Below are 17,705 nucleotides of genomic sequence, written 5' to 3'. Positions count from 1 at the left end.
GTATCTGCCATGTCCAGCAGCCATCTTCTCGAGCAAGCCGACGTTGTGCGCGGCTTCAACCGCTTCTACACCCATCAGATCGGCGTATTGCAGGAGCATCTGCTGCAAAGCGACTACTCGCTGACTGAGCTGCGCATTTTGTACGAGCTGGCCTCGCGCGGTGATCTGACCAGCGCCGATCTACGCCAGATGCTTGGGCTGGACGCCGGCTACATGAGCCGGATCATCAGCGGTTTCGAGAAGCGCGGCCTGATCCAGAAAGTCCCGTCGCCCACGGATGCTCGCGCTGCGCAATTACACCTTACTGACTTGGGCCGTGAAATCCTGATCCCGCTGGAAAAGGCTTCCCGCGAACAGATCGTTACCATGCTCGAGCGATTACCTGAACCGCAGCAGAAACAGCTGATCGGCGCGATGACGCTGATCCAGACGCTGCTGCAAGGCAACCAGGATTCAACCTACGTATTACGCGATCCGCAGCCCGGCGACATGGGCACGGTGATGCAACAACAAGCCGCGCTGTATAGCCGCGAATACGGCTGGAATTCAGAGTTCGAAACACTGGTGGCCGAGGTGGTCGCTAAGTACCTGCGTGATTACGACCCTACCTGTGAGCGCTGCTGGATCGCGGAAAAGGACGGCAAGGTCATCGGTTCCGTGTTCATCGTCCGCCAGGATCAAACGACCGCCAAACTGCGCATGCTTTATGTCGACGCCAGCGCGCGGGGCTTGGGGATTGGCAGTCGTCTGGTCGAAGAGTGCCTGCGCTTTGCCCGGCAGATTGGCTACAAGAACATGACCTTGTGGACGACCAGCAACCTGACGGCAGCGCGGAAGATTTATCAGCAGGCCGGGTTTGAACTGGTGGAGGAGGAGGCGGTTCACAGCTTTGGCAAGGATCTGGTGAGTCAGACGTGGGCGCGGGCGTTGTGATCTGATTTTCATCGGCGGGTGCAGTGAAAAGGCAGACGAAAAAAAACCACCTTAGCGGGGTGGTTTTTTAACCTCGGTTTGCGGCTGAGGTTTGTTGCTTCACTAGCTGCTTTAACGTTCGCTCATGGTAGGAGTCTTTGGGCCCCCTTGCAAGGTTAAAGTTCGTAAGAAACTGGTTGTTTGCGCTATTTCATTTCCAGAAAAAGCTGGCAGAAATAATGGTTAACAAAACAGAAAATTACTTTTCCTGAAAGCCTTCGAATGAAGGTTATGATGCGGGCGCTCACTTGTTCAAGCAGCGGTGCGGCCAGGCTGGTGACTAAACGGTTTCATGCCCTTTGACACGGTTTTGCACCCGTGCCGGAATGATGTTTCGGAGGGATTTCAACCGGCCGCCTCACTAGCTGCTTTAACGTGCAGGCTGAAGGCACGCAAGATCCGGTAAGCTTGCCGGAGGTTTGGCCCCCAGCCCTGGAGGCCAAAACGTATGAAGCTTTTGCTGCGTACGCTGAGCCTTGTATGGAGATTGTTTAAAGCCTTTCGCTTTTACGAGTTCCTGCGAGACCACTTTGACGACCTTAAGTAAGGGCCGTTGAGGTGGGAGAAGCCCGTTTCAGTTTCGACTGGAACGGGCTTTTTTTGTTTTTTAAAACTGTCATAAGTAGGATTTTTCTGTATCGGATTTTTTGGCGTGTAGGGCATTTCTTCGGCAAGTGTAGGCCTAATTCAAACCACCCCGTAATCCGCAAAAAACGTTCGATTATCGAGCACCCAAACCTTCGTCCAATTGCCCACCCCGACACTCCGGCGTACTGTGAGTCGTGATGCCTGAAAACCCGCGACCCCAAAATAACGACAACAACGAGCAATGCCCCATGGACAGCCATCTGCTGAGCGATCGCAGCAGCGTGTTCCGTCACGCTGACCCTTATGCCGTCTCCGATTACGTCAATCAGCACGTCGGCCAGCATTTCATCGGTCTGTCCAGAACCACCCACCCACAAGCCAGCCTCAACCACCGCAAACTCGCCGATCTCGACCTGGCCCGCATCAGTTATGGCGGCAGCGTGCGCGTGACCTCCGTTGCGCTGGAGACCGTGTACCACCTGCAAGTCTTGCTGCAAGGTAATTGCCTGTGGCGCGGGCACAAGCGCGAACAGCATCTGGTGCCGGGCGAGTTGCTGTTGATCAATCCGGATGATCCGGTCGATCTGACGTACTCCGACGACTGCGAGAAATTCATCCTCAAGGTGCCGGTCAGCGTGCTCGAATCGGTGTGCAACGAGCAGCGTTGGCAGCACCCCTCCAGCGGTATCCGTTTCCTGCGCAATCACTATCGGCTGGATGAGCTGGAAGGCTTCACCAACCTGCTGGCGATGATCTGCCAGGAAGCCGAGGCCAGCGATCCGTTGCTGCGGGTGCAGGAGCATTACGCGCAGATCATCGGCAGCAAACTGATCGCGCTGATGAACACCAACGTCAGCCGTGAATGCCTGAGCGCGCCGAATATCAGCTTCGAACGCATCGTCGATTACATCGAACGCAATCTGAAACTGGATTTGCCCGCCGAACATCTGGCCGCACAGGCGAGCATGAGTCTGCGCTCGCTGTACACCTTGTTCGAACGCCAACTGGGCGTCACGCCGATGCAATACATCCGGCATCGCAAGCTCGAACGCATCCACGCCTGCCTCAGCGACCCGAGTTGCCCGGTGCGCAATCTGACTGAACTGGCGCTGGATTACGGCTTCCTGCACCTGGGCCGTTTCTCCGAAAGCTATCGCCAGCAATTCGGCGAGCTGCCATCGCAGACCTTCAAACGCCGCCACTAAAACACCGCGCTAACCCCCTCCGAAACACGCTGAATCATCTGCCGCGCCATCCTGCACAAAACGGATAGCGATCTGCAGGATTCGGCTATTGCCCCGTGCATCGCCTCCCTAATCTGACCTGGCCTGAACAATAACAATGGAGGCCCCGGCCATGTCCCTGGGAATCGACTACCTCAATGCCATGCTTGAAGAAGACAAGGAGAAGGGCGCCTACCGCTGCAAGCGGGAGATGTTCACCGATCCGCGTCTGTTTGAACTGGAGATGGCGCACATCTTTGAAGGCAACTGGATTTACCTCGCCCACGAAAGCCAGATCCCCGACAACAACGATTTTCTCACCACCACTATGGGGCGCCAGCCGATCTTCATCGCGCGCAACAAGGACGGTGTGCTCAACGCGTTCCTCAATGCCTGCAGCCATCGTGGCGCCATGCTCTGTCGGCACAAGTCCGGCAATCGCTCCAGCTACACCTGCCCGTTTCACGGCTGGACGTTCAACAACAGCGGCAAACTGCTCAAGGTCAAAGACCCGAGCGAAGCCGGTTACCCGCAAGGCTTCAACTGCGAAGGCTCCCATGACCTGACCAAAGTCGCGCGTTTCGAGTCCTATCGCGGCTTTCTGTTCGGCAGCCTGAATGCCGATGTGAAATCTCTCACCGAACATCTGGGCGAGTCGGCAAAAATCATCGACATGATCGTCGACCAGTCGCCAGAAGGCCTGGAAGTGTTGCGCGGCTCCAGCTCTTACATTTACGAAGGCAACTGGAAACTCACCGCTGAAAATGGCGCCGACGGCTACCACGTCAGCTCCGTGCACTGGAACTACGCCGCCACCCAGAACCAGCGCCAACAGCGCGAAGCGGGCGAAGCGATCAAGACCATGAGCGCTGGCAGCTGGGCGAAGAAGGGCGGCGGTTTCTACTCGTTCGATCACGGCCATCTGCTGCTCTGGACCCGTTGGGCCAACCCTGAGGACCGTCCGGCCTACGAGCGCCGTGACGAGCTGGCCCGTGATTTCGGCCAGGCCCGCGCCGACTGGATGATCGAAAACTCGCGCAACCTGTGCCTGTACCCCAACGTGTACCTGATGGATCAGTTCAGTTCGCAGATCCGCATCGCCCGGCCGATCTCGGTCGACAAGACCGAAATCACCATTTACTGCATCGCCCCCAAAGGCGAGAGCGCCGAAGCCCGGGCCAAACGTATTCGTCAGTACGAAGATTTCTTCAACGTCAGCGGCATGGCCACGCCGGATGATCTGGAAGAGTTCCGCTCGTGCCAGACCGGTTATGGCGCTGGCCGTGGCTGGAACGACATGTCCCGAGGCGCCACTCACTGGGTCGAAGGTGCCGACGCCGCCGCCGAAGAAATCGACCTCAAACCACTGCTCTCCGGCATGCGCACCGAAGACGAAGGCCTGTTCGTACTGCAACACAAGTATTGGCAGGAAACCATGCTCAAAGCCGCCGCCACCGAGCCACAGTTGATCCCCGTGGAGGCCGTGTGATGAGCAACCTCTATGACGCCGTGCGCGATTTTCTCTTCCGCGAAGCGCGCTATCTCGATGACGGCCAGTGGGATCAATGGCTGGAACTCTATGCCGCCGATGCGACCTTCTGGATGCCGGCCTGGGATGACAACGACACACTCACCGAAGACCCGCAAAGCGAAATCTCGCTGATCTGGTACGGCAACCGTGGCGGCCTCGAAGACCGCATCTTCCGGATCAAGACCGAGCGCTCCAGCGCGACCATCCCCGACACCCGCACATCGCACAACCTGAGCAACATCGAGATCGTCGAGCACAGCGCCGACCAGTGCCAGGTGCGTTTCAACTGGCACACCCTGAGCTTTCGCTACCAGGTCACCGACAGCTACTTCGGCAGCAGTTTCTACACCCTCGATCTGCGTGGCGAACAGCCGCTGATCAAGGCCAAGAAAGTCGTGCTGAAAAACGATTACGTCCGTCAGGTCATCGACATCTACCACATCTAGTCGACACGGCGAGGTGCACCATGAATTTCCAGATCGCGCTTAATTTTGAAGACGGCGTCACCCGATTCATCGAGGCTGGCAGCCATGAAACCGTGGCCGATGCGGCGTATCGCCAAGGCATCAACATCCCGCTGGATTGCCGTGACGGCGCCTGCGGCACCTGCAAATGTTTCGCCGAAGCCGGGCGTTACGACATGGGCGACAACTTTATCGAAGACGCCTTGAGCGCCGATGAACTTGCGCAAGGTTTTGTGCTGACCTGCCAGATGCGCGTCGCCAGCGATTGCGTCGTCCGCGTGCCGGCCGGCTCGCAAGTGTGCAAGACCGAGCAGGCGAATTTCCACGCCTCGATCAGCGCTGTCCGGCAGTTGTCCAAGAGCACCATCGCCCTGTCGATCAAGGGCGAGGCGCTAAGCAAACTGGTTTTTTTGCCGGGCCAGTACGTCAATCTGCAAGTGCCGGGCAGCGAGCAGTCCCGCGCCTATTCTTTCAGCTCGTTGCAGAAGAACGGCGAGGTCAGCTTTCTGATTCGCAACGTGCCTGGCGGCTTGATGAGCAGTTTCCTCACCGGGTTGGCCAAGGCCGGCGACAGCATGACGCTGGCTGGTCCTTTGGGCAGCTTCTATCTGCGCGAAATCAAGCGGCCGTTGCTGTTGCTCGCAGGCGGCACCGGCCTGGCACCGTTCACCGCGATGCTGGAAAAGATCGCCGAGCAGGGCAGCGCGCACCCGGTGCATTTGATCTACGGCGTGACCAACGATTTCGATCTGGTCGAACTCGATCGCCTCGAAGCCTTTGCCGCACGGATCGCCAATTTCAGCTTCGGCGCCTGCGTGGCCAATCCGCAGAGCGCGCACCCGCTCAAGGGCTACGTCACCCAGCACATCGAGCCGCACCATCTCAATGAAGGCGACGTCGACGTGTACCTGTGCGGCCCGCCGCCGATGGTTGAAGCCGTCAGCCAATACATTCGTGAACAGGGCATCACCCCGGCGAATTTCTACTACGAAAAATTCGCCGCAGCGGCTGCCTGAACCCCTATTTTCGAGGTTGTCATGAACAACAGATTCTCCAACAAGGTCGCGCTGGTCACCGGCGCGGCGCAGGGTATCGGCCGCCGTGTGTGCGAACGCCTGCTGAACGAAGGCGCGCAAGTGGTCGCGGTTGATCGTTCCGAACTGGTTCACGAACTGCAAGGCGAGGGCGTTCTCGCGCTGACCGCTGACCTTGAGCAATACGCCGATTGTGCACGGGTCATGGCCGAGGCGATCAACACCTTCGGCCGCCTCGACATCCTGATCAACAACGTCGGCGGTACGATCTGGGCCAAGCCGTTCGAGCATTACGACGTCGAGCAGATCGAGGCTGAAGTGCGCCGCTCGCTGTTCCCGACCCTGTGGTGCTGCCACGCCGCGCTGCCGTACATGCTCAAGCAAGGGCGCGGCGCCATCGTCAATGTCTCGTCGATTGCCACCCGTAGCATCAATCGTGTGCCGTACGGCGCGGCCAAGGGCGGCATCAATGCCCTGACCGCGTGCCTGGCGTTTGAAAACGCCGAGCGTGGCATCCGCGTCAACGCCACGGCTCCGGGCGGCACCGAAGCGCCGCCCCGGCGCATCCCGCGCAATGCCGGCGAACAGTCGGCGCAAGAGCAGGCCTGGTATCAGGAGATCGTCGCGCAAACCCTCGACAGCAGCCTGATGAAACGTTACGGCAGCCTCGACGAACAGGTCGGCGCGATACTTTTTCTCGCCTCCGACGACGCCTCCTACATCACCGGCGTGACCTTGCCAGTTGGTGGCGGCGACCTCGGTTGAGCACTTTTCAAGGGACACAAAAATGCAGCGAATCCTGATTGAAAACCTGACGACGATCATCGTTGACCTGCCGACCATCCGCCCGCACAAACTGGCGATGCACACGATGCAGAAGCAGACTCTGGTAATCCTGCGTCTACGTTGCAGCGACGGCATCGAAGGCATCGGTGAAGCCACCACCATCGGCGGCCTCGCCTACGGCTACGAAAGCCCGGAAAGCATCAAAGCCAATATCGATGCGCATCTGGCTCCGGCGCTGGTCGGCATGGAGGCCAGCAACATCAACGCGGCGATGCAGCGGCTCGACAGGATCGCCAAGGGCAACACCTTCGCCAAGTCCGGTATCGAAAGCGCATTGCTTGACGCCCAAGGCAAGCGCCTCGGTTTGCCGGTCAGCGAGCTGCTCGGCGGCCGTGTGCGGGACAGCCTCGAAGTGGCCTGGACCCTGGCCAGCGGCGACACCGCCCGCGACATCGCCGAAGCCGAGCAGATGCTCGAAGCACGCCGCCATCGCATCTTCAAATTGAAGATCGGCGCAAACCCGCTGGAACAGGATCTCAAGCATGTGGTGGCGATCAAAAAAGCCTTGGGCGAGCGTGCCAGTGTGCGGGTCGACGTCAATCAGTATTGGGACGAATCCCAGGCGGTTCGTGGCTGTCAGGTGCTCGGTGACAACGGCATCGACCTGATTGAGCAGCCGATTTCACGGGTCAACCGTTCCGGGCAGATTCGCCTGAATCAGCGCAGCCCGGCAGCGATCATGGCCGACGAGTCGATCGCAAGCGTCGAGGACGCCTTCAGCCTCGCCGCCGACGGTGCCGCCAGTGTGTTCGCCCTGAAAATCGCCAAAAACGGCGGCCCGCGCGCCGTGCTCAGAACCGCGCAGATCGCCGAAGCAGCAGGTATCGCGTTGTACGGCGGCACCATGCTCGAAGGCTCCGTCGGCACGCTGGCCTCGGCGCATGCCTTCCTGACCCTGAAGCAACTGACCTGGAGCACCGAGCTGTTTGGTCCGTTGTTGCTGACCGAAGACATCGTCACGGAAACGCCGCAGTACCGCGATTTCCATCTGCACATCCCGCGAACGCCGGGCCTTGGCCTGGCGCTGGACGAAGAGCGTCTGGCGCGTTTTCGCCGCCACTGAATCAGGAGAACCGCCATGTTGTTCCACGTAAAAATGACCGTGAAATTGCCCGTCGATATGGACCCGTCATTGGCCACCCGGCTCAAGGCGGACGAAAAGGAACTGGCGCAACGGCTGCAACGCGACGGCGTATGGCGACACCTGTGGCGCATCGCCGGGCACTACGCCAATTACAGCGTGTTCGACGTGCCTAGCGTCGAGGCGCTGCACGACACGCTGATGCGCTTGCCGTTGTTTCCCTACATGGACATTGAGGTTGACGGCCTCTGCCGGCATCCGTCGTCGATCCACAACGACGATCGCTAAATCCGGGTCCGCCCCGAAAACCTTGTGGGAGCGAGCCTGCTCGCGAAAGCGATATGTCATTCGGCATCAATAGCGACTGATCCACCGAATTCGCGAGCAGGCTCGCTCCCACAGGTAAATGGGGGAGCCAAGAACTGTGTCGACAAAACAACAAGATGAGGTAACCACCATGACCGTGAAAATTGCCCACACCGCCGAGTTGCAGAAATTCTTCAAGGAAGCCGCCGGTTTTGCCAACGACGACGGCAACTCCCGGCTGAAAAGCATCGTCCTGCGCATCTTGCAGGACAGCGCGAAAATCATCGAAGACCTCGAAATCAGCGAGGACGAGTTCTGGAAAGCGGTTGATTATCTCAACCGTCTGGGCGCTCGCTCTGAAGCAGGTTTATTGGTTGCGGGCCTGGGTCTCGAACATTTCCTTGATCTGCTTCAGGACGCCAAGGACGCACAGATCGGCTTGACCGGCGGCACACCGCGCACCATCGAAGGCCCGCTTTACGTGGCCGGCGCGCCCCTGTGCGAAGGCGAGTGCCGCATGGATGACGGCAGCGAGGAGGGCGTCGCCACGGTGATGCTTCTTGAAGGTCAGGTGTTCGATCTGCACGGTCAACCGTTGGCCGGTGCCACGGTTGACCTGTGGCACGCCAACACCAAGGGCACGTACTCGTTTTTCGACCCGAGCCAGTCCGAGTACAACTTGCGCCGCCGCATCATCACCGACGCCGAGGGCCGCTACCGCGCTCGCAGTATCGTGCCCTCCGGTTATGGCTGCGACCCGCAAGGGCCGACCCAGGAATGCCTGAACCAGCTCGGCCGCCATGGCCAGCGCCCGGCCCATGTGCACTTCTTCATCAGCGCACCGGGGCATCGGCACCTGACGACGCAAATCAATCTGTCGGGTGATCAATACCTGTGGGATGACTTTGCTTATGCGACCCGTGAAGGGTTGGTTGGGGAGGTGGTGTTCCGCGAGGATGCGGCGTCGGGGCGTTATGCCGAGCTGAAGTTCGACTTTCAGTTGCAACCGGCGCCGGATGCCAGTGCTGAACAACGCAGCCAACGGCCGCGTGCGTTGCAAGACGCTTGATACCGCGTCGACTGATTCCCTCACCCTAGCCCTCTCCCGGAGGGAGAGGGAACTGACCGCGTTGTTGTTAAGCATCACGCCGACCTGAACGCTTTGTACCGAATCCAACCCGGTTTTTCAGGTCGGTGCATAACGCAAGACAACTCGTTCGGCTCCCTCTCCCTCCGGGAGAGGGCTGGGGTGAGGGGAAATCAGGCCTAAGGTAATGCGAAAAAGATATTGGCTCCGCATTTTTAAGATCGTTTAGTTTTGTCGCAACGACGAATCAAAACGCATCAAACCGATAGACCCCGATTGCCATGACGGCGCACGCTGAATCGATCACAGGTTTTTCAGGTTTGATTCACACGGGAGTGAATCATGCCGCATACCCTCGATATCACCGCATTACCGACGCTGGACCTGTCCCTGTTCGAAGGCACGGCGCAACAGCGGTACGAATTTCTCGAAAACCTGCGCCACGCCGCTCGCGACGTCGGGTTCTTCTACCTGACCGGTCACGGCATCGACAGCGCTTTACTCAAGCGCGTTCAGGCTCATGCTCAGCAGTTCTTCGCCTTGCCCGACAGTGAGAAAACCGCCGTCGGCATGATCAACTCACCGCACTTTCGCGGGTACAACCGTGCCGCCTCGGAAATCACCCGTGGCCAGCCCGATCTGCGCGAACAGTTTGATCTGGGCGCCGAGCGCGAGGCGTTGCCATTGACGGCCGACAGCCCGTTCTGGGCGCGGCTGCAAGGCCCCAACCAATGGCCGGCGGCGTTGCCTGAACTGAAACCCTTGCTGCTCGAATGGCAACAGGCGATGACGCGCATGTCGTTGCGCCTGCTGCGTGCGTTCGCTCAGGCACTGTCGCTGCGCGCCGATGCGTTCGATCAACTCTACGGTGACAAACCCAACGAACACATCAAGCTGATGCGCTATCCCGGTCAATCCAGCGAGTCGAGCCACCAAGGCGTCGGCGCGCACAAGGATTCCGGTTTCCTCAGCTTCCTTCTGCAAGACCAACAGGCCGGTCTGCAGGTCGAGATCGAAGAGGGCCGCTGGATCGATGCGTTGCCACGCGAGAACACCCTGGTGGTGAACATCGGCGAACTGCTCGAACTGGCCAGCAACGGTTATCTGCGGGCCACGGTGCATCGCGTGGTTTCGCCACCGGCGGGTAGCGAACGCCTGTCCATCGCCTTCTTCCTCGGTGCGCAACTGGATGCCGTGGTGCCGCTGTATCCGCTGCCCACCGCACTGTTGCGCGAGGCACGCGGGCCGGCGAGTGATCCGCTCAATCCGCTGTTTCGCGATGTCGGCTGGAACTACCTCAAGGGTCGTTTGCGCTCGCATCCCGATGTCGCGCAGCGCTTCTATGCCGATGCGCTGCTGCCGCCACCGCCTATTCGTCAATCCGCCTGACTCATCAATCGCTCAAGGACTCCGCACATGATCAACAAAGCAGGTTTGACCCTGGCCGTGCTCGGCGCGCTGGTGACGTCGTTCGGTGCCCAGGCGTTGGAGCCGTTGCGCGTGGCTGCCGACCCGGTGCCCCACGCGCAGATTCTGGCGTACATCCAGAAGATCGATCCGCAGCTGAACCTTAAAGTCATCGAGATCCCCAACGGGGTGAACTCCAACGAGCTGTTGGTACACGGTGACGTCGACGCCAATTACTTCCAGCACCTGCCGTATCTGAAATCCCAGGAAAAGGCCCTCGGCGAGAAACTCGCGGTGGCGGCCACGGTGCATATCGAACCCTTGGGCATCTACTCGCATCGGCATAAAAGCTTCGCTGACGTGCCGGTAAAAGGCACCGTCGCTGTGCCCAACAACGTCACCAACCTGAGCCGCGCGCTGTACCTGTTGCAGGACAATGGCCTGATCAAACTCAAACCCGGCTTCAACGATCCGGCGGCGGATCAGGCAACGCCCAAGGACATCGCCGAGAACCCGAAACAGCTGAAGATTCTCGAGATCGAATCGCCGCAGATTCCGCGCTCGCTGGACGACGTCGATCTGGCCGTGATCAACGGCAACTACGCGCTCGACGCCGGCCTGGTGCCGGCCAAGGATGCCTTGGGCCTGGAGAAAGCCGAGCACAATCCTTACGCCAATATTCTGGTGACCACGCCCAAGCTCGAACACGACCCGCGTATCGCGCAACTGGCCAAGGACCTGACGTCGCCCGAGGTCGCCAAATACATCACCGACAACTTCGCCGGCTCGGTGATTCCGGTGGCAGGCGGCAAGCCATGATTGCCGTCGAGCAGTTGAGCAAGACTTATCCTTCGGCCGCGCAACCGGCACTCGATCAGGTTTCGCTGAGCATTCCCGACGGTGCGGTCTACGGGATTCTCGGGCGTAGCGGGGCGGGCAAGTCGACGCTGCTGCGTTGCCTCAACCTGCTCGAACGTCCGGACAGCGGGCGCATTTTGCTCGATGGCATTGATCTGACAACGCTTGCGGTCAGCGAACTGCGCCAGCAGCGCCAGCGCATCGGCATGATCTTCCAGGGCTTCAACTTGCTGCATTCACGCACGGTGTTCGACAACATCGCGGTGCCGCTGGAGATCGCCAAGGTGGGCAAGCCGTGGCGCCACGTACGGGTCCGCGAACTGCTGGAGCTGGTTGGCTTGAGTGACAAGGCACAGGCCTTTCCCTCGCAGTTGTCCGGTGGCCAGAAACAGCGTGTCGGCATTGCCCGCGCCCTCGCCGCTGAGCCGGCCTATCTGTTATCGGACGAGGCCACCAGCGCGCTCGACCCGGAAACCACCGCGTCGATCCTTGAACTGCTGCGCGACATCAATCGGCAACTGGGCGTGACCATCGTGCTGATCACCCATGAACTGGAGGTGGTCAAGTCGATCTGCGACCACGCTGCGTTCATGGCCAATGGACGTTTGGTCGAAGCCGGGCCGGTGCCACGGTTGCTGGCCGATGCGCAATCGCAACTGGGTGCTTCGTTGCGACCGACCTGCGGCTTGCCACTGGGCCACGCTGAGCCGGGCCTGAGTTTTCTCAAGCAATACGGGGTAAGGGCGGCGCACTCATGAACCGCACGGTCAATTGGGATGAAATCCTGCAATTGGTGTTCAACGCCACCGGTGAAACCTTGTACATGGTTCTGCTCGCAGGACTGTTCACACTGCTGATCGGTTTGCCGCTGGGCGTGTTGCTGTTTATCAGCCGTCGCGACGGACTGCTGCCGATGCCACGCCTCAATGCGACTCTGGGTGGCGTGGTCAACCTTGGCCGCTCACTGCCCTTCGTGGTGATGCTGATCGCCCTGATCCCGCTGACGCGACTGGTGGTCGGCACAACGCTGGGCAGCACTGCCGCTGTGGTACCGATCACCATCGGCGCCTTTCCGTTTTTTGCCCGCATCGTTGAAAACGCCTTGGACGAAGTCGACAAGGGTCGCATCGAAGCGATCCTCGCCATGGGTGGCGACATCGGTCATGTGATTTTCAAAGTGTTGTTGCCCGAAGCGCTGCCGGCGCTGCTGGCCGGTATCACCTTGACGCTGGTGATGCTGATCGGGTTTTCCTCGATGGCCGGGGTGATCGGTGGCGGTGGACTCGGTGATCTGGCGATCCGTTACGGTTATCAGCGTTTCAACAATGAAGTGATGGTTGCCACGGTGGTGGTGTTGGTGATCCTCGTTCAAGGCGTGCAAAGCCTGGGCGATCGATTGGTTCGTTCGCTGGCGCATCGCCGCTAAGGAATTGTATGAGTGTGCCGGTTGCCGTAGTCCGCGAGCCGCTGATTCGTCTGCGTGAGTTGAGCAAGATATTTGGCGCGAGTCGGGCGCTGGATGCCGTCAGCCTGGACATCTATCCCGCCGAAGTGGTGGCGCTGCTCGGTGCCAATGGCGCGGGTAAGTCGACCTTGGTGAAGATTCTCGCGGGCAGCCAGACTGCCGATGCTGGGGAAATTCATGTGAACGGTGAGCCGCGACATTTCGCTTCGCCGTTGTCGGCACGACGGGTCGGGATTGTCGCGGTGCATCAGCAGATCAACGAAGGCATCGCACCCGGTTTGAGCGTTGCGGGGAATCTGCTGCTCGATGAGCTGTGCAAGCCGGACGCGGACTTCTGGCTCAATCGCAAACGCCTGCTGGAGCGTGCTGCGAGCATCGCCGCCGGACTGGGCTTGGTGTTGCCGCTGGAGCAGCCGATCGAGCATCTTGGTCAGGCCGAACGGCAACTGGTGGTGCTCGCTCGCGCGTTGGCGTTGCAGCCGCGTCTGCTGATTCTTGATGAGCCGACGGCGGCGCTCTCCGATGCCGAGGCGCAACGGTTGTTTGGATTGATCGACACTTTGCGCAGTCGCGGTGTGGCGATTCTGTACATCTCCCATCGACTCTCCGACCTGCAACGCGTGGCGGATCGCGCCATCGTTCTGCGTGACGGGCGACTCGCGGGCGAGTTCACGGCGCGGCAATTGCCGGAAGCGGTGAGCGCCATGCTCGGGCAGGTGCTGGCCGAGCATGTCTACCAACCGCGTGCGGCCGGGCGCGAGGTGTTGAAACTCAACGCCCTGCAAATTCTGCCGCGATCCGCCGCGTTCGATCTGACCCTGCACGAGAACGAAGTGGTGGTACTGACCGGACTGTTGGGCGCCGGCAAAAGTGAAATCGTCGAGGTGCTGTTCGGCCTGCGTAAAGCGACCTCGGGCAGCGTGCAACTGGACGGGGTCGACTGGCGTGCAGACTCACCGCGCAAGGCTATCCAAAGCGGGGTCTTCTTCGCGGCCGAGGATCGCGCCAGTCAATCGCTGGTGGCGGATTTCTCTCTGCGTCGAACCCTGACCTTGCCGTTTCTCGAGCGTTTCACCCGTGGCGGCTTCATCCGCAACCGTGCCGAGGCCACGGCGGTCGAGGCGCAAGTGGCGGCGCTGGGGATCAAGACCACCGGCATCGATGTGCCGATGACCGCACTGTCGGGCGGCAATCAACAGAAAGTCGTGCTCGGCCGCTGGCTGCTCGGCGAAGGGCGGGTGTTGATCCTCGATGAACCGTTTCAAGGCGTCGACGTGCGTGCCCGCCGCGACATTGGCCAACTGCTGCGTGACAGCGCCAAGGGCCGCGCGACGCTGGTGATTTGCGCCGATGTCGATGAAGCCCTGGAAATTGCTGACCGCATCCTGCTGGTGCGCGATCACGCCGTGGTGGCCGAGTACCCGCGTGCCGAACTGAATCGCGCTGATCTGGTGGCCGCATTGGCCGGCAGCGACGTCACCGAACATTCCCCTCAAGCGACGCCAAGGAGCAGAGCGAGTGCCTGATTCAAGTTCACCGTTATCGACCGAGCCGGCACGCGCCGAACGTCTGCTTCAAGTGCTGATTCGCTACGGCCTGTTGTGGCTACTGGCGCTGATCGTGGTGTTTTTCAGCGTGGCCGAGCCGGCATTCCTGCGTGTCGGCAACCTGTTCAGCATCCTGCAATCGGTGTCGATTGTCGCGCTGCTGGCGCTGGGCGTCACGCTGACCATGGCCGTCGGCGGACTCGATCTGTCGATTGGCGCGGTGGCGGCGATGAGCCTGATGATCGCCAGTTACGTGATGGTCGTGCTCGGCTGGGGCGCGGTGCCGGCGGTGTTGATCAGTCTGGCGGGCGGCGCGCTGGTCGGCCTGCTCAACGGCTGGCTGATCGTCAAACTGCGCGTGCCGGATATTCTCGCGACGCTGGGCAGCATGTTTCTGGTGATCGGCGTGCAACTGATTCCCACCGGTGGACGCTCGATTGCAGTCGGCATGACCTTGCCCAGTGGCGAGGAAACCGAAGGTACGTTCAGTGCCGCGTTTCTTGCGCTGGGACGTGGGCGGTTGTGGGAGGTTGTGCCGATTCCGGTGCTGATTACCGCCGTGGTCGCCTTGGCCGTGTGGCTGTTTCTCGAACGCACGCGCATTGGTCGTTTGTTCTATGCCATCGGTGGCAACGAGCAAGCGGCACGACTGGCGGGTGCGCCGGTGCAGCGTTTCAAGTTGTTGGCTTACGTGCTCTCGGCGTTGCTCGCATCGCTCGGGGGATTGTTGCTCGCGGCGCGCTTGGGCCGTGGTGACGTCAGTTCGGGCAACGGTCTGGTGCTGGATGCCCTCGGTGCGGCGCTGATCGGTTTTGCCGTACTCGGCGCGAAAAAGCCTAACGCATTCGGCACGCTGGTCGGCGCGCTGCTGGTGGCGGCGTTGCTCAATGGCCTGACCATGCTCAACGCGCCGTATTACGCGCAGGATTTCGTCAAGGGACTGGTGCTGGTGCTGGCCCTGATGTTCACGTTCGGCCTCGCGCATCGGGCGCGTTGAGCCGCTTCATTCAAGGAAGTTGTATGCACGGTTCAATCAAACAATTTGCCCGTCATTGCCTCGCTGGCGCGTTGTTTTCTGCAATGGCGCTGAACGCTCAGGCCAAAGCCTTGCCCGGTGCACCGGCGCCATTCGACAAAGGTCAGGTGCAGATCGCATTGGTCGGTTACTCGTTCTCTGGGGACTTCCCCGAGGCGTACTTGCGTGGCGTGGAAAAACAGACCGAAGCGCTCGGTGCCAACCTGCGCGTATTCGATGCCCGGCAGCAGGCGGCGAGTCAGGGCGAGATGATCGATCAGGCGATTGATCTGGGCGTGGACGGCATTATCGTCCAGCTCGGCTTGGCTGAAACCCTGAAAGCACCGATCGATCGGGCGATTGCCAAAGGCATCAAAGTGGTTGCTTTCGACGTCGATCTGAACACGCCGCAAGTGACCCAGGTCGAGCAGGATCACCATGCGCTGGCGCGTTTGGCGCTGGATCAAGCCGTCAAGGACAACGGCACGCAGTTTGATGCCGGCTACGTGTACATCAGCGGCTTTACGCCGATGGAGCGCCGCGACGAAATCTGGAGTCAGGTGAAGAAGGCCAATCCGGGGATCGTCGAGAAGGCGCGCTTCGGCACGTTGAATCCGCCGATCGCTAACTCGGTGGCGGATCAGGCCAGCGCCGTACTTCGCGCCAACCCGGGCATCAGCGTGATTTTTGCGCCGTTCGATGAGTTTGCCAAAGGCGCGAAAATCGCCGTCGACGAGGCTGGGCTGGCGAACAAGGTGAAAATCTACAGCGCCGATATTTCTACCGCTGATATTCAGATCATGAAAGAAGCGGACAGCGCTTGGGCGGCGACAGCAGCGGTCAATCCGCAAGTGGCCGGGGCGATCAGCGTGCGCAGTCTGGCGATGTTGATTGCCGGGGAAAATCCGGGGCATCAGGTGCTGGTGCCGCCGACGCTGATTACTCGTCAGCAGTTGCTCGATCTGGACGTGAAAAACGTTCGAGATCTGGCGCAGAAGCTCCCGGGCTTTGGTGATACCGCGAATGTTGCGCGGGCGGCGTGGATTCCGGTGGCTAACTAGAACATTTGCCACGACATCGCCCATGTGGGAGCGAGCCTGCTCGCGAAGAGGTCCGCTCAGTTGATATCTCTGTTGACTGGCCCAGCGCTTTCGCGAGCAGGCTCGCTCCCACAGGGGTAACGCGTAGTTGCGCAAACTGAGGGAGTTCTGGAGCTTACATGCACAACAAAGCTGACCGCTTACGCAAAAGCCGTTCTCCGACAGCGAATCCAGCATTCGGTGAACGACTACCCCCAGGCCAAGTGCTGACGGAGCGATTGCCAATCCTCCACGAAGGCGAAGTACCGGAATATGACCTCGCCAACTGGTCGCTGCGCTTGTCCGGCACGCTCGCACGGCCAATCGAATTACGTTACGCCGATCTGCAGGCACTGCCGCAACGACAACTGCGTTGTGACATCCATTGCGTGACACGCTGGTCGAAATTCGACACCGAGTGGAGCGGGGTGCATCTGCAGGATTTGTTGCAGGCGTTCGATATCCAGCCAGCCTCGGCGTTCGTCATGGCCCATGCCGACCACGATTACCAGACCAACTTGCGACTCGACGATCTGTTGCTTCCCGACAGTCTGCTGGCCACTCATTACGCCGGCCAACCGCTGACTGCGCAACACGGCTGGCCACTGCGGCTGGTAGTGGCAGGCCGGTATTTCTGGAAGAGTGCCAAGTGGCTGCGCGGGCTTGAATTTGTCGATCAGGAACAACCGGGGTTCTGGGAGCAGAACGGCTTTCACCTGCACGCTGATCCGTTTGCCGAGCAGCGATTCAGTGGCGATGAACTGGATATTGCCGAGGATGCCTGGCTGGATAAAGAGTTCGATTAAGTCTCCAGGACGCAGCCTGTTCAAACATTGAAATACGATCAACCTGTGGGAGCGAGCCTGCTCGCGAAGGGGCCGGGCCAGTTGCCTTTTTGGTGACTGATCCACCGCTTCGCGAGCAGGCTCGCTCCCACAGGGGGGGTATTCCGCACCTTGCTTAGTTGTAGGTTAGTTGGTTCAGGTGTTGGCTCAGCAACACTTATGCTGAACTAAGAACACTCCTGTAGAGCGATCTAACCTAAGCGTTATTGGTTCTTTTGCGATCAACTGAAGCTCGTCTAGCATCGGCTTTCAAGGGGAAACGTCTCACACTGGGGAAACTGCAACTCATCCTAAAAAAGCCTTCACTGCCTTCCAGAAATCCAAAACTACAGCAGACATTACCGCGCAATGATTGCC

The 17,705-nt window shown here is 59.9% G+C and carries 17 protein-coding genes; all 17 read left to right on the top strand.

Annotated elements, in window-relative coordinates; all coding sequences use genetic code 11:
• Positions 1-9: 9 nt before the first annotated feature.
• The 17 genes from ACRRSD_RS02985 to ACRRSD_RS02905 all read left to right on the top strand — a co-directional run bounded on the left by ACRRSD_RS02985 (position 10) and on the right by ACRRSD_RS02905 (position 17,309).
• Entirely contained in the window at positions 10-933 is a 924-nt protein-coding gene (locus ACRRSD_RS02985) for a bifunctional helix-turn-helix transcriptional regulator/GNAT family N-acetyltransferase (protein ID WP_435037052.1), read from the top strand.
• Positions 934-1,808: 875 nt separating this feature from the next.
• Entirely contained in the window at positions 1,809-2,765 is a 957-nt protein-coding gene (locus ACRRSD_RS02980) for an AraC family transcriptional regulator (protein WP_435037051.1), read from the top strand.
• Between the two features lie 151 nt (positions 2,766-2,916).
• Positions 2,917-4,272 (top strand): benzoate 1,2-dioxygenase large subunit, encoded by a 1,356-nt coding sequence (benA, locus tag ACRRSD_RS02975; RefSeq protein ID WP_435037050.1) that lies wholly within the window; start codon positions 2,917-2,919, stop codon positions 4,270-4,272.
• Complete coding sequence (benB, locus tag ACRRSD_RS02970) at positions 4,272-4,760, top strand: benzoate 1,2-dioxygenase small subunit (protein WP_435037049.1); 489 nt, start codon at positions 4,272-4,274, stop codon at positions 4,758-4,760. The genes benA and benB overlap by 1 nt, the downstream gene beginning before the upstream one ends.
• 20 nt (positions 4,761-4,780) lie before the next feature.
• Positions 4,781-5,794: a benzoate 1,2-dioxygenase electron transfer component BenC gene (gene benC, locus ACRRSD_RS02965; protein ID WP_435037048.1), complete on the top strand. Its 1,014-nt coding sequence runs from the start codon at positions 4,781-4,783 to the stop codon at positions 5,792-5,794.
• 21 nt (positions 5,795-5,815) lie between these two features.
• Positions 5,816-6,577 carry a 1,6-dihydroxycyclohexa-2,4-diene-1-carboxylate dehydrogenase gene (locus ACRRSD_RS02960; protein ID WP_435037047.1) on the top strand — a complete coding sequence of 254 codons (762 nt, stop codon included), beginning with the start codon at positions 5,816-5,818 and terminating at the stop codon, positions 6,575-6,577.
• Positions 6,578-6,599: 22 nt separating this feature from the next.
• Positions 6,600-7,721 (top strand): muconate cycloisomerase family protein, encoded by a 1,122-nt coding sequence (locus ACRRSD_RS02955; protein WP_435037046.1) that lies wholly within the window; start codon positions 6,600-6,602, stop codon positions 7,719-7,721.
• A gap of 15 nt (positions 7,722-7,736) precedes the next feature.
• The gene (gene catC / locus ACRRSD_RS02950; RefSeq protein ID WP_401042486.1) at positions 7,737-8,027 is read left to right on the top strand and encodes a muconolactone Delta-isomerase; all 291 of its coding nucleotides are present in this window, start codon (positions 7,737-7,739) and stop codon (positions 8,025-8,027) included.
• A gap of 169 nt (positions 8,028-8,196) precedes the next feature.
• Complete coding sequence (gene catA, locus ACRRSD_RS02945; protein WP_435037045.1) at positions 8,197-9,114, top strand: catechol 1,2-dioxygenase; 918 nt, start codon at positions 8,197-8,199, stop codon at positions 9,112-9,114.
• A gap of 360 nt (positions 9,115-9,474) precedes the next feature.
• Positions 9,475-10,521, top strand: a complete 1,047-nt coding sequence (locus ACRRSD_RS02940; RefSeq protein ID WP_435037044.1) for an isopenicillin N synthase family dioxygenase — start codon at positions 9,475-9,477, stop codon at positions 10,519-10,521.
• Positions 10,522-10,548: 27 nt separating this feature from the next.
• Positions 10,549-11,358 carry a MetQ/NlpA family ABC transporter substrate-binding protein gene (locus ACRRSD_RS02935; protein ID WP_435037043.1) on the top strand — a complete coding sequence of 270 codons (810 nt, stop codon included), beginning with the start codon at positions 10,549-10,551 and terminating at the stop codon, positions 11,356-11,358.
• Complete coding sequence (locus ACRRSD_RS02930; protein WP_435037042.1) at positions 11,355-12,155, top strand: methionine ABC transporter ATP-binding protein; 801 nt, start codon at positions 11,355-11,357, stop codon at positions 12,153-12,155. Before ACRRSD_RS02935 ends, ACRRSD_RS02930 begins: the two co-directional genes overlap by 4 nt.
• Positions 12,152-12,823, top strand: a complete 672-nt coding sequence (locus tag ACRRSD_RS02925) for a methionine ABC transporter permease (RefSeq protein WP_435037041.1) — start codon at positions 12,152-12,154, stop codon at positions 12,821-12,823. Before ACRRSD_RS02930 ends, ACRRSD_RS02925 begins: the two co-directional genes overlap by 4 nt.
• A gap of 8 nt (positions 12,824-12,831) precedes the next feature.
• The gene (locus ACRRSD_RS02920) at positions 12,832-14,388 is read left to right on the top strand and encodes a sugar ABC transporter ATP-binding protein (protein ID WP_435037040.1); all 1,557 of its coding nucleotides are present in this window, start codon (positions 12,832-12,834) and stop codon (positions 14,386-14,388) included.
• Positions 14,381-15,406, top strand: coding sequence for an ABC transporter permease (locus tag ACRRSD_RS02915; protein WP_435037039.1), 1,026 nt, complete (start codon positions 14,381-14,383; stop codon positions 15,404-15,406). Before ACRRSD_RS02920 ends, ACRRSD_RS02915 begins: the two co-directional genes overlap by 8 nt.
• Before the next feature lie 23 nt (positions 15,407-15,429).
• Positions 15,430-16,485: a substrate-binding domain-containing protein gene (locus ACRRSD_RS02910; protein WP_435037038.1), complete on the top strand. Its 1,056-nt coding sequence runs from the start codon at positions 15,430-15,432 to the stop codon at positions 16,483-16,485.
• 158 nt (positions 16,486-16,643) lie between these two features.
• Entirely contained in the window at positions 16,644-17,309 is a 666-nt protein-coding gene (locus ACRRSD_RS02905) for a sulfite oxidase-like oxidoreductase (RefSeq protein ID WP_414869353.1), read from the top strand.
• Positions 17,310-17,705: the final 396 nt, after the last annotated feature.

Source organism: Pseudomonas neuropathica (assembly GCF_051174785.1).
In the GTDB taxonomy this organism is placed as follows: Bacteria; Pseudomonadota; Gammaproteobacteria; order Pseudomonadales; family Pseudomonadaceae; genus Aquipseudomonas; species Aquipseudomonas neuropathica_A.
This window is presented reverse-complemented; position numbering and strand designations above follow the sequence as displayed.

Excerpts from the sequence above, each read along its gene's own strand:
- ACRRSD_RS02985 (WP_435037052.1), top strand. The coding sequence starts at position 10 with ATGTCCAGCAGCCATCTTCTCGAGCAAGCCGACGTTGTGCGCGGCTTC.
- ACRRSD_RS02980 (WP_435037051.1), top strand. The coding sequence starts at position 1,809 with ATGGACAGCCATCTGCTGAGCGATCGCAGCAGCGTGTTCCGTCACGCT.
- benA (WP_435037050.1), top strand. The coding sequence starts at position 2,917 with ATGTCCCTGGGAATCGACTACCTCAATGCCATGCTTGAAGAAGACAAG.
- benB (WP_435037049.1), top strand. The coding sequence starts at position 4,272 with ATGAGCAACCTCTATGACGCCGTGCGCGATTTTCTCTTCCGCGAAGCG.
- benC (WP_435037048.1), top strand. The coding sequence starts at position 4,781 with ATGAATTTCCAGATCGCGCTTAATTTTGAAGACGGCGTCACCCGATTC.
- ACRRSD_RS02960 (WP_435037047.1), top strand. The coding sequence starts at position 5,816 with ATGAACAACAGATTCTCCAACAAGGTCGCGCTGGTCACCGGCGCGGCG.
- ACRRSD_RS02955 (WP_435037046.1), top strand. The coding sequence starts at position 6,600 with ATGCAGCGAATCCTGATTGAAAACCTGACGACGATCATCGTTGACCTG.
- catC (WP_401042486.1), top strand. The coding sequence starts at position 7,737 with ATGTTGTTCCACGTAAAAATGACCGTGAAATTGCCCGTCGATATGGAC.
- catA (WP_435037045.1), top strand. The coding sequence starts at position 8,197 with ATGACCGTGAAAATTGCCCACACCGCCGAGTTGCAGAAATTCTTCAAG.
- ACRRSD_RS02940 (WP_435037044.1), top strand. The coding sequence starts at position 9,475 with ATGCCGCATACCCTCGATATCACCGCATTACCGACGCTGGACCTGTCC.
- ACRRSD_RS02935 (WP_435037043.1), top strand. The coding sequence starts at position 10,549 with ATGATCAACAAAGCAGGTTTGACCCTGGCCGTGCTCGGCGCGCTGGTG.
- ACRRSD_RS02930 (WP_435037042.1), top strand. The coding sequence starts at position 11,355 with ATGATTGCCGTCGAGCAGTTGAGCAAGACTTATCCTTCGGCCGCGCAA.
- ACRRSD_RS02925 (WP_435037041.1), top strand. The coding sequence starts at position 12,152 with ATGAACCGCACGGTCAATTGGGATGAAATCCTGCAATTGGTGTTCAAC.
- ACRRSD_RS02920 (WP_435037040.1), top strand. The coding sequence starts at position 12,832 with ATGAGTGTGCCGGTTGCCGTAGTCCGCGAGCCGCTGATTCGTCTGCGT.
- ACRRSD_RS02910 (WP_435037038.1), top strand. The coding sequence starts at position 15,430 with ATGCACGGTTCAATCAAACAATTTGCCCGTCATTGCCTCGCTGGCGCG.
- ACRRSD_RS02905 (WP_414869353.1), top strand. The coding sequence starts at position 16,644 with ATGCACAACAAAGCTGACCGCTTACGCAAAAGCCGTTCTCCGACAGCG.